Below are 13,821 nucleotides of genomic sequence, written 5' to 3' on the forward strand. Positions count from 1 at the left end.
AGTTAATTTCAATCGATTAAGCTGATATTAACCACGAAGGACCTCCGAGAAGCGTATCATGACTGTCTCACTCGACCGGCAATTCTTCTTCGACACTGTGCGGCACACCCTGTTCAAGGGCAGCCTCACGCCGGCCCAGATCGAAGGCATGAACGCCATTTTCCACTACTGGGACGCGAATTTGGCTACCGCAGATCGGCGCTGGCTGGCCTATATATTGGCTACGGCCTTTCATGAGACCGCTTATACGATGCAGCCTGTGCGCGAGACGCTGGCAACAAGTGATTCGCGCGCCGTCGAGATCCTCGAGACTGCCTTTGCGTCCGGTCGGCTCTCCTGGGTGAAGACGCCTTACTGGCGACCGGATGAGGACGGCAAAAGCTGGCTCGGTCGCGGCCTCGTGCAACTGACCCACAGGCGCAATTACGAAGCGATGAGCGAGGTGACCGGCATCGATCTCGTCGCCCAGCCCGATCGCGCCATGGAAATGGTGCCGGCCGTGACGATCCTGATCGAGGGCATGCTGCGCGGCAGCTTCGCTGGCCACCGGCTTTGCGATCACCTCAATGAAGAGAAGGAGGAGTGGGTCAACGCGCGCCGCATCGTCAACGGCACCGACAGGGCGGAAAAGCTTGCCGAGTATGGCAGGACCTTCCTCGCGGCGATACGTCCCAGCGCCTGACGCGGCACGCGCGCGGCATTGTGGCCCGGTTGAAGGCCCGGTCGGCGCGTGTTATCGCCCGGCCTGGGTTCAGAGAATTGTCACAGGAGTGTTCCGCGTGATCCGCCATATCGTCTTCTTCACCGTGCCGGAGGAAAACCGCGAGGCGGTGCGCAAGGGGCTCTCCATACTGACAGGCATTCCCCATGCCCTGACGCTGGAGATCGGCGAAAACGTCAAGACGGACCAGTGGGGCAACACGGTCGATTTCGTCGTCTACGGCGAATTCGAGAGCGAGGAAGCGCTTGCCGCCTACAAGGCGCATCCCGACTATGACCTCTCGACCCGCACGGTAAAGCCGCTCCGGGATACCAGGACTGCTGCCGATTTCGATAGCGACCAGGCGGTCACCACACCCCTGCAGGATTGACGGTGACGGTTGTTGTCTATCTATCCAATTGAAAACGAATAAGAATTTTCGATAAGGGCGATTTATGCCTGGAGTTTCCGGCTAAGTCATTGATAATGTTTAAGTGATGCATCGAAGCCGGAAAACTTTATAATAATTTCGCTCAGCAAACGCTGCTTCTGATTTTGAAATTCTTTACGCGTAATTTTGAGCTAAGTGAATCACTTATTCAGAATCAATGACTTAGCCCCAAAAATACTGCATTAGTGGATCATTGTGGAAATTCTTATTCATTTTCAAATGGATAGGAGGAATCCGGAAATAATTCAGGTTGCAGATGAATCAATCTGTGAAGGGCCGCAAGCAACCCTTGAAAAAAAAGCCGCAAATGATTCAGAAGCTTAGCGGATTGGCAGCTCTGGTGCTGTGTGAACGGGGCCTCCGGCACCTGACGGCAGCGTGTCGGTTCTCACTTTGATCATGAGAACATCATAATCAAGAGAGGCTTAAAATGGCGGACTTCGGAAGCGAGGGCAGCCGGTCAGGCCGGCTGTACGCTCGGCCTTGCGCTGCGTACCAACGCCATCAGCATCAGCACGAAGACCAATGCGATGGCCGCAAGCACCGCACAGGTGATGACCGTCGGGCCGGCGCCGGCGCGGTCGAGGATGGCGGTGAAGATGACGGGCGCAATCGCGTTGGCGAGGTTCTGCGGCATTGACAGCCGGGCTGCCTGCAGCCCGTATTCTCTGGCCGAGAAAAGGGCGAGCGGCAGCAGCGCGCGGGCGACCGCCAGCACGCCGGAGCCGAAACCGTAGAGCAGCACGAAGGTGATGAGCAGCGGCGTCGACGGCGGGACGATGAAGAGCATCAGGAAGCTGAACAGCATCAGGCTGACGCCCATGACGGATGTCAGGACGGGATTGCCGCGCTTGCCGAGCAGCATGTCGAGCGCGCGCGCCGAAATGCCGATCACGCCGCGTGCCGAGCCGAGCTGCAGGGCAAGGGCCGTCGATGCGCCGGACTGGCGAAAGATCTCGAGCAGGGATGGCGAGATGCCGAAGGTGATGAAGGTGCCGAGCGTGGTGGAGATCGCGATGAGCAGGAAAGCCTTGTGCCGGTCGGAGGGGGAAAGCTCCACCGGCGGCGTCTCGGCCGCTGCCCCCTGCGTATGGCTGGCAACCGGCTTCGGCAGGCCGAAGAAATGCAGTGGCAGACAGACGAAGAATTGCAGGCCGGCGCAGACGAGGAAGGTGATGCGCCAGCCGAAAGTCTCGTTGAGTAGCGTCAGGATCGGCCAGAAAATGGTGGCCGAGAGACCGGTGAACAGCATCAGGATGGCAATGACCCGTTTGCCGTTTACCCCTTCACGCTCCACGACCGCAGTATAACAGGGCGCCGAAAGGCCGAGCGCCCCGCCAAGCCCGATCACGACCCAGGCGAGCGCATAGACGACGATATTGGTGGTAGCGGCAAGCAGCAGCAGGCCGATCGCGAAGGTGACCGACGAGGCGGCCAGCACCTTCGCGGCACCATAGCGGCCGAGCCAGCGCCCGGTGGTCGGACCGGCAAAGGCGCTGATCACCATCATGATGGTCAGTCCGGCAAAAATCGCTTCATTCGGCAGCCCGAGGGAAGGCGCAATGACACGGCCCATGACGCCGAGCATGTCGAAGGTCGTGCCCCAGCCGATCAGTTGGGTGACTGCCAGCACGCCAACCGTCCGCACCGTACGGAGAGAAAATGATGTCTGCATGATTCCGGAAAGAAATGAAGAAAGGCGGTAAAGCGATAGCAGCTTCAACCAGACGGTGAAAGGTTTGATCGAACAGGTGCCATATGAATATGACCGGTGCCGGGATTTCCATTGTGGCTGAGAGACATGCGCCATCATTCAGGAATCATGCATATTTCGCGCAATAGTCGAGAATTGTTCTAAAATTCCCGCATTACCGTGCATTCATTTGCCATTCAGGTCGTGTGAGTACATATTCGGGACAAGTTGGCACTACATTGAAAGCACAGCACATGGCCTCTCCTCTGAGCGTCGCAGCATTGGCCGCCGGGCTGGCGGTTTCGGCGCCCTCACCGGACGACACCCGCACGCTTGTCCTGCGTGTGGCGCGCGATTGCAGCGCTGCTGCCCAGCAGGTCGTAGACGAGACGGGCGGCCAGCTTCTTTCCGTGCAGCCGGTGGGCGACGCCTGCATCATCACCGTTCTCGTTCAGGGCAACGGCCAGCGTCCGCGCAAGGTGACGGTAAAGGTTCCGATGTAAACGGAATCGGCTTATTCAAGGTTCCAGTGATTTGCAGCGGAAGAAGGCGAAGCGATGCGCATTCTGGTAGTCGAAGACGACGTCAATCTGAACCGGCAGCTGAGCGACACGCTGAAAGAAGCGGGTTATGTCGTCGATCAGGCTTTCGATGGCGAGGAGGGGCACTTCCTCGGCGATACCGAACCCTATGACGCCATCATCCTCGATATCGGCCTTCCCGAACTGGACGGCGTGACGGTGCTCGAAAAATGGCGCGGCGCGGGGCGCACCGTGCCCGTGCTGATCCTGACTGCCCGTGACCGCTGGAGCGACAAGGTCGCCGGCATCGATGCGGGCGCCGACGACTATGTGACCAAGCCGTTCCATGTCGAGGAAGTGCTGGCGCGTATCCGCGCGCTGATTCGCCGCGCGGCCGGCCATGCCTCCTCCGAAATCGTCTGCGGCCCCGTGCGGCTCGACACCAAGACCTCGAAGGCGATCGTCAACGGCGTGGCGCTGAAGCTCACCTCGCATGAATACCGGCTGCTTGCCTATCTCATGCATCATATGGGCGAGGTGGTCTCCCGCACGGAACTGGTCGAGCATATGTACGATCAGGATTTCGACCGCGATTCCAACACGATTGAGGTCTTCGTCGGCCGCCTGCGCAAGAAGATGGGCGTCGATCTGATCGAAACGGTGCGCGGTCTCGGTTACCGCATCCAAGCGCCGACCAATGCGAATTAAGTCGCTCACCGCACGCGTGCTGCTCCTGACCACGGTCTGGTCGACGGTGGCGCTGGTGGTGATCGGCCTGTTGATTTCGACACTCTATAGACGCAGCGCCGAGCGCGGCTTTCAGGACCTGCTGCGCGCCCAGCTCTATAATGTCATCAATTCTGTGACGATCGGCGATCAGGGCGCGCTCTCGGGCAGCCCGCAGCTCGGCGACCTGCGCTTTGCCCAGCCGAAGACCGGGTGGTACTGGGTGGTCGAACCGCTCGGCACCTATACGACCGCGCCGCTCGTCTCACCCTCGCTGGGCTCGGCGACCATCCCCGTGCTGTCGGTCGTCGAAGCGCCTTTCGACAAGAATTACGAGCGCTATTATCAGGTGACGGATGCGGCCGGGAACCGGGTGCAGGTGGCAGAAACCGAAGTGGTGCTCGACACCGACGGCCGTGCGGCACGCTTCCGCGTCACCGGCAATGTCGATGTCGTGGAAGACGATGTCCGCAACTTCTCCCACAGGCTCTACCTGGCGCTTGCTGGCTTCGGTGTCGGCAGTCTCATCGTCAATGCGCTCGCCATTCTCTATGGCCTTAAGCCGCTCGACAAGGCACGCGCCGCTTTGGAGCGTATCCGCGCCGGCGAAAGCGAGCAGCTGAAGGGCGAATTCCCGCGCGAGATCCTGCCGCTTGCCAATGAGGTCAATGCACTGATCGACAGCAACCGCCGCATCGTCGAGCGCGCACGTATGCAGGTCGGCAATCTCGCCCATTCGCTGAAGACGCCGATCGCTGTGCTGCTCAACGAGGCGCGCGTGCTCGACAGGTCTCACGGCGAGTTGGTGCGCAATCAGGCCGAAGCCATGCAGGGGCAGGTGCAGTCCTATCTCAACCGCGCGCGCATTGCCGCCCAGCGTGAATCCGTGCTGGCACGAACCGATGCCGAGCCGGCGCTCGAGCGTCTGGTGCGTGTGATGCGCCGCCTGAATGTCGAAACCGAATTCGAGCTGATCGTCCAGCCGCCGCACCTCGCCGTTGCCATGGAGCAGCAGGATCTGGAGGAAACTGTCGGCAACCTCCTGGAGAATGCCGCCCGCTTTGCCAAGAGCAAGGTGCGTCTTTCGGCAATCGAAGCCGGCGAGGATGTGAAGGGAGTAGAAGCAAGCGCCCGCAAGCATTGGGTGGAGCTTGCCGTCGAGGATGACGGTCCGGGGCTTGAGCCCGACCAGATCCGCGAGGCGCTGAAGCGCGGCCGGCGGCTGGACGAGAGCAAGCCCGGAACCGGCCTTGGCCTTTCCATCGTCACCGAGATTTCCAACGAGTACCAGGGGCGTCTGGAGCTTACCCGCGGGGAATGGGGCGGGCTGAAAGCCAAGCTTATCCTGCCAGGTGTGACAAAGGATGTTGCATGAGCAACTGCTTGATGTCACAAAGATAGTGGCAAATGTATAGCATGCTTTGCCTTAATGCTGACACGGGGACGCTGCACTTCGATCGGCTCAACTGACACCCCTGATCGTGGTTCGATTGCAATGACTTTACGTTGGCAAGGCATGATCGTTTCTTCCCTTATCGTCGCCGTGACGCTCTCTGGCTGCACGACGACGAAGGGCGCTGCGACGCGTGGACTTTTTGGCGGCGGCAAGCCCCCCGCTTCGGCGACGTTCATCGCCGCCTTGCAGGGCGGCATCGTTGGTCGCACCGGCGTTGAGCTTGGTGACAGCGACAAGCAACGGGCGCTGGAAGCCGAATACCGTGCGCTGGAAGGTGCTGCCGTCGGCCAGCCGGTCACCTGGACCGGCCGTGATGCCAAGGGCAGCGTCGTGGCAGCCGCCCCCTATCAGGTGGGCTCGCAGAATTGCCGCCAGTACACGCATACTGTCACGGCCGATGGCAAGGATACGCTGGCGCGCGGTGTCGCCTGCCGCAACGAAAACGGCACCTGGTCGCCGCTCGGCTGATCTCGCTTTCCCGTTATCCTTGCGGCCAATAGCCTCAATTCTTCGTCAACACGGCATTGGCAGTTGGAATGAGGGCGCGCTTCAAGTAATTGGGCCGATATGCTGTTCTGGATTCTCGTGGCTGTCCTGACGGCGGCCGTTGCCGCCATTCTGCTTTATCCTCTTTTGCGTGGAGCGAAGGCGGCCGAGGATACGCGTGCCGGAGAGGTCGCTGTCTATCGCGACCAGTTGCGTGAACTCGACAGGGACGTGAGCGGCGGCCTGATCACCGCGGACGAGGCCGATTATGCCCGCGCAGAGATCGGCCGGCGTCTGATCGCCGTCTCTGGCGCTGCTCCGGCCGAGGAAAGCAGACCTGCAAGGCATCATCGCCTCACCGAAGTTTTCATCGTCTTGATCCTGCCGATCATCGGGCTCTGTCTATACATCAATACCGGCAGACCCGACCTGCCGTCGCAGCCGCTGGAAGCGCGGCTTGCCAATCCCGGCAATGACATGGCCGTTCTCGTCGCCAAGGCGGAGCGGCATTTGGCGCAGAACCCCAACGACGGCAAGGGCTGGGATGTGCTGGCGCCGATCTATTTCAGCACCATGCGGGTCTCCGATGCCGAGACCGCCTATCGCAACGCCATTCGCCTGCTCGGCCCGAGCCCGGCGCGTCTCGATGGCCTTGCCGAAACGCTGATGGCGATGTCAGAAGGTGTCGTGACGGAAGATGCGCGCAAGGTGCTGGAACAGTCGCTCACGCTTGAGCCGAACAACCCGCGAGCGCGTTTCTATATTGCTTTGAGCCTGGAGCAGGCCGGCCAGCCGAATGCGGCGCGTGGCGCCTTCGAGGCATTGGCGAAGCAGTCGCCGGCCGATGCACCCTGGCTGCCGCTGGTCAACGAGCATATCGCCAAGAATGGCGGCACGGCGGTCGCCTCTGCAGCCGAGCCAGAAGCCCGGCCTGCCGCCCAGCCGCCCGTTCCGGGCGGCCCGACGGAGCAGGATGTGGTGGCGGCTGAGACGTTGAGCACCGGCGACCGCCAGCAGATGATCCGCGCCATGGTGGAAAGCCTGGACGCCAAACTGAGCGCCGATCCCGACAATTTCGAGGGCTGGATGCGTCTCGTCCGCTCTTACGCCGTCTTGAACGACAAGGATCGCGCTGCAGGCGCCCTGAAGCGCGGGCTTGCCGCCTTCCCGGCTTCCGGCGATCAGGGCAGGCAATTGCTGGCGCTGGCCAGGGAATTCGGCATCACCATGGAAGGCTCGGTGGCCACGGAAGGATCGGTTGAATGACGCGCAAGCAGAAACGCCTGGCGGTGATTGCCGGCGGCATGAGCTTCATCCTCGTCGCCGTGCTGCTCGTCATGTTCGCCTTCAGCCAGTCGGTCGCCTATTTCTACATGCCGGGCGATCTTGCCAACAACCCGGTGGCACCAGGCACCCGCATCCGCCTCGGCGGCCTTGTCGGAGCGGGCAGCGTCGTGCGCGGCGAGGGCTCGGTGGTGCGCTTTGCGGTGACCGACCCGAGCGGTCAGATCGTCACTGTCCGCTACCAGGGCATATTGCCGGACCTGTTTCGCGAGGGGCAGGGGGTGGTGACCGAAGGCAGATTCGAGACCGGCAGCAATGTCTTTACCGCCGATACCGTGCTGGCCAAGCATGACGAGACCTACATGCCCAAGGACGTGGCCGACAGGCTGAAGGCGCAGGGCCTGTGGGAAGAGGGCAAGGGAGCCGGACAAGGCGAGGCGACCAAGGGCGAGCAGGCAAAGGGCAAGGCGGCGGTAGGCCAGGAGGCCCAGGCGCAACAGACAAAGGCCCAGCAAACGAAGGCGACGCCATGATCATCGAGATCGGTCACTATGCGCTGGTTCTGGCGCTCGCAACCGCCATCGTCCTGTCGCTCGTGCCGGTCATCGGTGCCAGGCGCGGCGATCAGGCGATGATGGATGTCGCGCCCTTGGGCTCCGTCCTGCTCTTTGCCCTCGTCGCCTTCTCCTTCGGCGTCTTGACCTATGCCCATGTCGTCTCCGACTTCTCGGTCGAGAACGTCTGGGAGAACTCGCATTCGCTGGTGCCGCTGATCTACAAATATTCCGGCGTCTGGGGCAATCACGAGGGATCGATGATGCTCTGGCTCTTGATCCTGTCGCTGTTCAGTGCGCTGGTGGCGATCTTCGGCCGCAATCTGCCCGATACGCTGAAGGCCAACGTTCTCTCGGTCCAGGCCTGGATCTCGGTCGCCTTCATCCTCTTCATCCTCTTGACCTCCAATCCCTTCGTCCGCCTCGATCCGGCCCCTGCCGAGGGCCGCGACCTGAACCCGGTGCTGCAGGATATCGGGCTCGCCATCCATCCGCCGCTGCTCTACCTCGGTTATGTCGGCTTCTCCGTCTGCTTCTCCTTCGCCGTCGCCGCCCTTCTCGACGGCCGTATCGATGCCGCCTGGGCGCGCTGGGTGCGGCCCTGGACGCTGGCGGCTTGGACTTGTCTGACGCTTGGCATCGCCATGGGCTCCTACTGGGCCTATTACGAACTCGGCTGGGGCGGCTGGTGGTTCTGGGATCCGGTGGAGAATGCCTCCTTCATGCCCTGGCTTGCCGGCACCGCACTCTTGCATTCGGCCCTCGTCATGGAAAAACGCGAGGCCTTGAAGATCTGGACGGTGCTGCTCGCCATCCTCACCTTCTCGCTGTCGCTGATGGGCACCTTCCTGGTGCGCTCCGGTGTCTTGACCTCGGTGCATGCCTTTGCCAGCGATCCGAGCAGGGGCGTCTTCATCCTCTGCATCCTGCTGATCTTCATCGGCGGGGCGCTGTCGCTCTTTGCCTTGCGCGCGCCGCTTCTGTCGGCCGGCGGGCTGTTTGCGCCGATCTCGCGCGAAGGCGCGCTGGTCGTCAACAACCTGATCCTGACGGTTGCCTGCGGCACGGTGCTGACCGGCACGCTCTATCCGCTGGTGCTGGAAACGCTGACCGGCGACAAGATCTCCGTCGGCGCGCCCTTCTTCAACCTGACCTTCGGCCTGTTGATGGCGCCGCTTCTGATCGTCGTGCCCTTCGGGCCGCTGCTTGCCTGGAAGCGCGGCGACCTGCTCGGCGCCCTGCAGCGGCTCTATGTCGTGGCCGGCCTGTCGCTCGCCGCAGCGCTGATCTTCTTCTATCTCGAACATGGTGGCCCGGTCATGGCGGTGCTCGGCCTTGCCGCCGGTCTGTTCCTGATCCTGGGCGCTGGTGCCGACCTCTGGTACCGCGCCGGTATCGGCAAGGTGAAGGCGGATATCGCCTGGCGCCGATTGACCGGCCTGCCGCGCTCGGCCTTCGGCACCGCACTTGCCCATGCCGGCCTTGGCGTCACCGTGCTCGGCATCGTCGCCGTCACGACCTTTGAGACCGAACATGTGGTCGAGATGAAACAGGGCCAGGCGACGGAGGCCGGCGGCTACGGCATTGTCTTCGACGGCATTGAGCCGGCGACCGGCCCGAACTATACCGAGGACCGCGGCCACTTCTCGATCCGCCGCGGCGGCGCCGAGGTTGCCGATGTCTGGTCGGCCAAGCGGCTTTATACCGCAAGGCAGATGCCGACGACGGAAGCCGGCATCCTGACCTTCGGCCTCAGCCAGCTCTATGTCTCGCTCGGTGACGCGACGAAGGACGGCGGCATCGTCGTGCGTATCTGGTGGAAGCCGTTCATCCTGTGCATCTGGGGCGGGGCGCTGATCATGGCGGCAGGCGGCTGCGTCTCGCTGACCGACCGGCGTCTGCGTGTCGGGGCCCCGAGCCGTAAGGCGAAGGCCAAGGCAACTAAGCCGGCAGCACCGGTCATGGAGCCGGCGGAATGATCAAGCGTCTCCTGTTTGCTCTGACCTTGATGTTGGCGGCCGCCCCGGCCTTTGCCGTCAATCCCGACGAAATGCTCTCCGACCCCGCCCTCGAAGCGCGGGCGCGAACATTGTCGGCGCAACTGCGCTGCATGGTCTGCCAGAACCAGTCGATCGATGATTCCAATGCCGATCTCGCCAAGGATCTGCGCCTCTTGGTGCGCGAGCGCATCACCGATGGCGACAGCGACGACGAGGTGCTGAACTATATCGTCTCGCGCTATGGGGAGTTCGTGCTGCTGAAGCCGCGCTTCAGCGTGCGCACGCTGCTGCTCTGGGGCGCGCCCGTGCTGCTGATCCTCGCCGGCGGAGCCTCGCTCGTCGTCTTTGCCCGCAAGCGAGCCGGCAAACCCACCGGCAGCAAGCTCACCGCCGAAGAGCAGGAGAAGCTCGCCGAGTTGCTGAAAAAATAAGGAACCATTCAGCCGCGACAAACCACGGCGGAATGGTCGATCCTCAAACCTTCCGATAGGGAAACAGCGCCCTTACTGCAGGATCGCGCAGCCACAACCCACCCCACATGAACAGCCCTAAATAGATGCTGAACAATATATGGCTGAAGAGCGGGCTTCCGGCCCGGATCTGCGTGGCCATCGCGCCGCCGAGCAGCCCCATCATCAGCACCGCGCCAAAGACGCTCGTCTGCGGGATGAGATAGAGCACGAGGCAGGTGAGCTCGATCAGGCCGATCATCAGCACATAACCGTTCGGCCATCCAAGCTGCGTCATGATTTCCTCGGCGACCGGCAGGCCCAAGAGCTTGGGGGCGATTGATGCGCCGAGCATGAAGAGCGCGAAGAGCCCGGTCAGCACGCGACCGGTCCAGAGCATGGCCTTTTCGCTCACGGTTGACCCGCCGGGATCGTGTTGACCATCCAAGGCGTGCCGAAGCGATCGATGAACATGCCGAAGCCAGGCGACCAGAAGGTGGCGTTATATGGCATGGTCACCTTGCCGCCTTCCGAGAGTGCCTCGAAAACGCGCTTCGTTTCCGCCGCATCCTCGCTGTGATAGGTGGCGCTGAAGCCGCCCATATCCTCCTGATATCCGGGAGGGGCGTCGCAGCCCATCAGGGACTGGTCGCCGACATCGAGCCAGGCATGCATGATCTTGTCCTTGAAGGACGGATCGATCGGCATGTCGCCGGGCGCTTCGGCAAAGGTGAACATGCCGTTCAGCTTGCCACCGAGCACCTTGGCGTAGAATTCGAAGGCCTGCCGGCATTCACCTTTGAAGACGAGATTCGTGATGAGTTTCATGGTCCTCACTCCCTTTGATTTGCCTGCGTTGCAATCCAGCTTTCCAGCCTGCCGAAGGTGCTCTCCCAGCCGTAGCGGTGACCGGTGACGCTCTCTTCGGATTTCAGGTCCGCATGGGTGAAATCCATCCGCGTGCGGCCATCGGCGAGTTCTTCGAAGACAACGGTCACGAGTGTCACGACCGCTTCGCCATCCTCATGCGATCCTTCCCATTGGAAGGTGAAGGAGAGGCGCGATGGCTCGTCGATTTCCCTGTAGACGCCGCTCTGCCATAACAGCCGGCCATCCTCCGCATTCTTCAGGCAGGCCCTGTAGGCGCCGCCAACACGCAGATCCTGTACGACGCTGACGGCCGGCCATTCGACAGGGCCGAGCCAGGCGACGACCATTTCCGGCCGCGTCCAGGCAGCCCATAAAAGGGCACGCGGTGCATTGAATATCCGCTGCATATGCAATGTGGGGCGCGATAGCTGATCGGCCATGATATTCCCCTTGTCGTGATTGAAAATGCGAGTTGACGGTCAATTGCGAGGGCCGCTGTCGTCCGCTCTCTGGATCTTCTGCAGGTAACCGTCCAACCGGTCGAAGCTCGATTCCCAGAAGCGCCGGTATTGCTCCAGCCAGTCGGCAATGCTTTTCATCGTCTGCGGTTCAAGCCTGGCCGGTCGCCACTGGGCTTCCTTGCCACGGCTGATGAGGCCGGCCTTTTCCAGCACCTTCAGATGTTTCGAAACCGCCGGAAGGCTCATGTCGAAGGGGGCAGCGAGTTCGTTGACCGAAGCTTCGCCTTCGGCCAGCCGCGCGATGATGGCCCGGCGCGTGGGGTCTGCAAGGGCGGCGAAAGCGGCGCTCAGCGTGTCGGTCTGCATGATATCCTCGTATGTAACGCTTTGGTTAAATACAAGGCGTCCACCCGCTTGTCAACCAATCGGTTAAATAGGATGGCGGCGAGCGGCTTGACCCATCCCGCATGCCACCACAAGAATGTCAGTACATTACGAATTTTTCATGGGCCGGACAGTTCGCAGTAAGGTGTGGCGTCCTATATCTCGACCATTCACGGATCCGGCATCGCCCGGAACGAGATCTGAACAAGAAGAGAAGGTGCTTCAATGCTCAAAAATTTCCGCGGACGTCCGTCCCTCAAAACGGTGCTTCAGGCATCCACCGTAGCCGGTCTGGCAGCCGCCGTGCTTGCAACCGGTATCCCTGTCGAGATCTCCCGTTCTTACGCCGAGGCTGTCAATGTCCAGGCTCCCTCGGTTCCGAGCTTCGCCAATGTCGTTGACGCCGTTTCCCCTGCCGTCGTTTCCGTTCGTGTCGAAAGCCGCGTGAAGCCCGCTTCCGATGACGGCAACGGTTTCGCCTTCGATTTCAACGGCCGCGGCTTTGACGATCTGCCCGACGCTCTGAAACCGTTCTTCCGCCAGTTCGGCGAGCAGCAGAACCGCCAGGGCCAGAATCAGCAGCGCCGCTTCGGCCATCCGGGTGAGGGCCGTCTGCGCCCGGTCGCTCAAGGGTCGGGCTTCTTCATCACCGAAGACGGCTACATCGTCACCAACAACCACGTCGTGTCCGACGGCTCGGCCTTCGTTGCCGTCATGAATGACGGTACCGAGCTCGACGCAAAGCTGATCGGCAAGGATCCGCGCACCGACCTCGCCGTGCTGAAGGTGGATGGCAAGGGCCGCAAGTTCACCTATGTCAATTGGGCCGATGACAACAAGGTCCGCGTCGGTGATTGGGTCGTCGCCGTCGGCAATCCCTTCGGCCTCGGCGGCACGGTCACGGCCGGCATCATTTCGGCCCGCGGCCGCGATATCGGCTCCGGCCCCTATGACGATTACCTGCAGGTCGATGCGGCCGTCAACCGCGGTAACTCGGGTGGCCCGACCTTCAACCTCAACGGCCAGGTCGTCGGCATCAACACCGCGATCTTCTCGCCGTCGGGCGGCAGCGTCGGTATCGCCTTCGCAATCCCTGCTTCCACTGCCAAGGACGTCGTTGCCGATCTGATGAAGGACGGTACGGTTTCGCGCGGTTACCTCGGCGTTCAGATCCAGCCGGTCACCAAGGACATCGCCGACTCCCTCGGCCTCTCCGAAGCAAATGGCGCTCTGGTCGTTTCCGCACAGGAAGGCACACCCGGTCAGAAGGCCGGCATGAAGACCGGCGACGTCGTCACCGCAGTCAACGGCGAGCCGGTCAAGGATGCCCGCGATCTCAGCCGCCGCATCGGCGCCATGACGCCGGGCAGCAAGGTCGAGCTTTCGGTATGGCGTTCCGGCAAGGCGCAGTCCGTCAGCGTCGAGCTCGGCACGCTGCCGGCTGATCAGCAGGCTTCCGCCGGCGACGACAACGACCAGCAGGAGCAGGCCCAGCCGCCGGCTTCCGAGAAGGCGCTTGCCGATCTCGGCCTGACGGTCGGCCCGTCTGACGATGGCAAAGGCCTCGCCATCACCGGCATCGATCCGAATTCGGATGCCGCCGACAAGGGCATCAAGGAAGGCGAGACGATCACCTCGGTCAACAACCAGGAAGTCTCCAGCGCCGACGATGTCGTCCGCGTCATCAACCAGGCCAAGAAGGACGGCCGCACCCGCGCGCTGTTCCAGATCCAGTCGAAGGACGGCAGCCGCTTCGTCGCCCTCCCGATCAACGGCCAGGGCTGAT

Annotated in this window: 15 protein-coding genes and 1 pseudogene; 11 read left to right on the plus strand and 5 right to left on the minus strand. The window is 62.0% G+C overall.

Annotated elements, in window-relative coordinates; genetic code table 11:
- Window positions 1-58 precede the first annotated feature (58 nt).
- Both KQ933_RS03800 and KQ933_RS03805 read left to right on the plus strand, forming a co-directional pair.
- Window positions 59-783: pseudogene (locus KQ933_RS03800) on the plus strand (hypothetical protein).
- Window positions 780-1,091: a Dabb family protein gene (locus tag KQ933_RS03805; RefSeq protein WP_216757463.1), complete on the plus strand. Its 312-nt coding sequence runs from the start codon at window positions 780-782 to the stop codon at window positions 1,089-1,091. The pseudogene KQ933_RS03800 and the gene KQ933_RS03805 overlap by 4 nt, the downstream one beginning before the upstream one ends.
- Window positions 1,092-1,611: 520 nt before the next feature.
- Here KQ933_RS03805 and KQ933_RS03810 read toward each other — a convergent pair.
- A complete protein-coding gene (locus tag KQ933_RS03810) occupies window positions 1,612-2,826 on the minus strand; it encodes an MFS transporter (protein ID WP_216757464.1) in 1,215 nt (404 codons plus the stop codon).
- A gap of 272 nt (window positions 2,827-3,098) precedes the next feature.
- On the opposite strand from KQ933_RS03810, the gene KQ933_RS03815 reads away from it, so the two are divergent.
- The 8 genes from KQ933_RS03815 to KQ933_RS03850 all read left to right on the plus strand — a co-directional run bounded on the left by KQ933_RS03815 (window position 3,099) and on the right by KQ933_RS03850 (window position 10,302).
- Window positions 3,099-3,347, plus strand: coding sequence for a hypothetical protein (locus KQ933_RS03815; protein WP_183735752.1), 249 nt, complete (start codon window positions 3,099-3,101; stop codon window positions 3,345-3,347).
- Between the two features lie 54 nt (window positions 3,348-3,401).
- Window positions 3,402-4,073 (plus strand): response regulator transcription factor, encoded by a 672-nt coding sequence (locus KQ933_RS03820; protein WP_007818507.1) that lies wholly within the window; start codon window positions 3,402-3,404, stop codon window positions 4,071-4,073.
- Window positions 4,063-5,466 carry a HAMP domain-containing sensor histidine kinase gene (locus KQ933_RS03825; protein ID WP_216757465.1) on the plus strand — a complete coding sequence of 468 codons (1,404 nt, stop codon included), beginning with the start codon at window positions 4,063-4,065 and terminating at the stop codon, window positions 5,464-5,466. The genes KQ933_RS03820 and KQ933_RS03825 overlap by 11 nt, the downstream gene beginning before the upstream one ends.
- Window positions 5,467-5,586: 120 nt before the next feature.
- Complete coding sequence (locus tag KQ933_RS03830) at window positions 5,587-6,015, plus strand: hypothetical protein (protein WP_216757466.1); 429 nt, start codon at window positions 5,587-5,589, stop codon at window positions 6,013-6,015.
- Window positions 6,016-6,114: 99 nt separating this feature from the next.
- On the plus strand, window positions 6,115-7,299 hold the full coding sequence (gene ccmI, locus KQ933_RS03835; RefSeq protein ID WP_216757467.1) for a c-type cytochrome biogenesis protein CcmI: 1,185 nt from the start codon (window positions 6,115-6,117) through the stop codon (window positions 7,297-7,299).
- On the plus strand, window positions 7,296-7,850 hold the full coding sequence (gene ccmE, locus KQ933_RS03840; protein WP_216757468.1) for a cytochrome c maturation protein CcmE: 555 nt from the start codon (window positions 7,296-7,298) through the stop codon (window positions 7,848-7,850). Before ccmI ends, ccmE begins: the two co-directional genes overlap by 4 nt.
- Window positions 7,847-9,850 carry a heme lyase CcmF/NrfE family subunit gene (locus KQ933_RS03845; protein ID WP_216757469.1) on the plus strand — a complete coding sequence of 668 codons (2,004 nt, stop codon included), beginning with the start codon at window positions 7,847-7,849 and terminating at the stop codon, window positions 9,848-9,850. Before ccmE ends, KQ933_RS03845 begins: the two co-directional genes overlap by 4 nt.
- On the plus strand, window positions 9,847-10,302 hold the full coding sequence (locus KQ933_RS03850; RefSeq protein ID WP_216757470.1) for a cytochrome c-type biogenesis protein: 456 nt from the start codon (window positions 9,847-9,849) through the stop codon (window positions 10,300-10,302). Before KQ933_RS03845 ends, KQ933_RS03850 begins: the two co-directional genes overlap by 4 nt.
- A gap of 43 nt (window positions 10,303-10,345) precedes the next feature.
- Here KQ933_RS03850 and KQ933_RS03855 read toward each other — a convergent pair whose 3' ends face one another.
- The 4 genes from KQ933_RS03855 to KQ933_RS03870 are packed head-to-tail and all read right to left on the minus strand — an operon-like array spanning window position 10,346 to window position 12,017.
- Entirely contained in the window at window positions 10,346-10,735 is a 390-nt protein-coding gene (locus tag KQ933_RS03855) for a DoxX family protein (protein ID WP_216757471.1), read from the minus strand.
- Window positions 10,732-11,148, minus strand: coding sequence for a VOC family protein (locus KQ933_RS03860; protein WP_216757472.1), 417 nt, complete (start codon window positions 11,146-11,148; stop codon window positions 10,732-10,734). The genes KQ933_RS03855 and KQ933_RS03860 overlap by 4 nt, the downstream gene beginning before the upstream one ends.
- Window positions 11,149-11,153: 5 nt before the next feature.
- Complete coding sequence (locus KQ933_RS03865) at window positions 11,154-11,630, minus strand: SRPBCC domain-containing protein (protein ID WP_216757473.1); 477 nt, start codon at window positions 11,628-11,630, stop codon at window positions 11,154-11,156.
- A 39-nt stretch (window positions 11,631-11,669) separates the two neighbouring features.
- A complete protein-coding gene (locus tag KQ933_RS03870) occupies window positions 11,670-12,017 on the minus strand; it encodes a helix-turn-helix transcriptional regulator (protein ID WP_216757474.1) in 348 nt (115 codons plus the stop codon).
- Window positions 12,018-12,260: 243 nt separating this feature from the next.
- Between KQ933_RS03870 and KQ933_RS03875 the strand changes: the two genes are divergently transcribed.
- The gene (locus KQ933_RS03875) at window positions 12,261-13,820 is read left to right on the plus strand and encodes a Do family serine endopeptidase (protein ID WP_216757475.1); all 1,560 of its coding nucleotides are present in this window, start codon (window positions 12,261-12,263) and stop codon (window positions 13,818-13,820) included.
- Window position 13,821 lies beyond the last annotated feature (1 nt).

This window comes from Rhizobium sp. WYJ-E13 (genome assembly GCF_018987265.1).
Lineage (GTDB): Bacteria > Pseudomonadota > Alphaproteobacteria > Rhizobiales > Rhizobiaceae > Rhizobium.

Excerpts from the sequence above, each read along its gene's own strand:
- KQ933_RS03860 (WP_216757472.1), bottom strand. The coding sequence starts at position 11,148 with ATGAAACTCATCACGAATCTCGTCTTCAAAGGTGAATGCCGGCAGGCC.
- KQ933_RS03845 (WP_216757469.1), top strand. The coding sequence starts at position 7,847 with ATGATCATCGAGATCGGTCACTATGCGCTGGTTCTGGCGCTCGCAACC.
- KQ933_RS03870 (WP_216757474.1), bottom strand. The coding sequence starts at position 12,017 with ATGCAGACCGACACGCTGAGCGCCGCTTTCGCCGCCCTTGCAGACCCC.
- KQ933_RS03810 (WP_216757464.1), bottom strand. The coding sequence starts at position 2,826 with ATGCAGACATCATTTTCTCTCCGTACGGTGCGGACGGTTGGCGTGCTG.
- KQ933_RS03875 (WP_216757475.1), top strand. The coding sequence starts at position 12,261 with ATGCTCAAAAATTTCCGCGGACGTCCGTCCCTCAAAACGGTGCTTCAG.
- ccmI (WP_216757467.1), top strand. The coding sequence starts at position 6,115 with ATGCTGTTCTGGATTCTCGTGGCTGTCCTGACGGCGGCCGTTGCCGCC.
- KQ933_RS03815 (WP_183735752.1), top strand. The coding sequence starts at position 3,099 with ATGGCCTCTCCTCTGAGCGTCGCAGCATTGGCCGCCGGGCTGGCGGTT.
- KQ933_RS03825 (WP_216757465.1), top strand. The coding sequence starts at position 4,063 with ATGCGAATTAAGTCGCTCACCGCACGCGTGCTGCTCCTGACCACGGTC.
- ccmE (WP_216757468.1), top strand. The coding sequence starts at position 7,296 with ATGACGCGCAAGCAGAAACGCCTGGCGGTGATTGCCGGCGGCATGAGC.
- KQ933_RS03850 (WP_216757470.1), top strand. The coding sequence starts at position 9,847 with ATGATCAAGCGTCTCCTGTTTGCTCTGACCTTGATGTTGGCGGCCGCC.
- KQ933_RS03820 (WP_007818507.1), top strand. The coding sequence starts at position 3,402 with ATGCGCATTCTGGTAGTCGAAGACGACGTCAATCTGAACCGGCAGCTG.
- KQ933_RS03865 (WP_216757473.1), bottom strand. The coding sequence starts at position 11,630 with ATGGCCGATCAGCTATCGCGCCCCACATTGCATATGCAGCGGATATTC.
- KQ933_RS03830 (WP_216757466.1), top strand. The coding sequence starts at position 5,587 with ATGACTTTACGTTGGCAAGGCATGATCGTTTCTTCCCTTATCGTCGCC.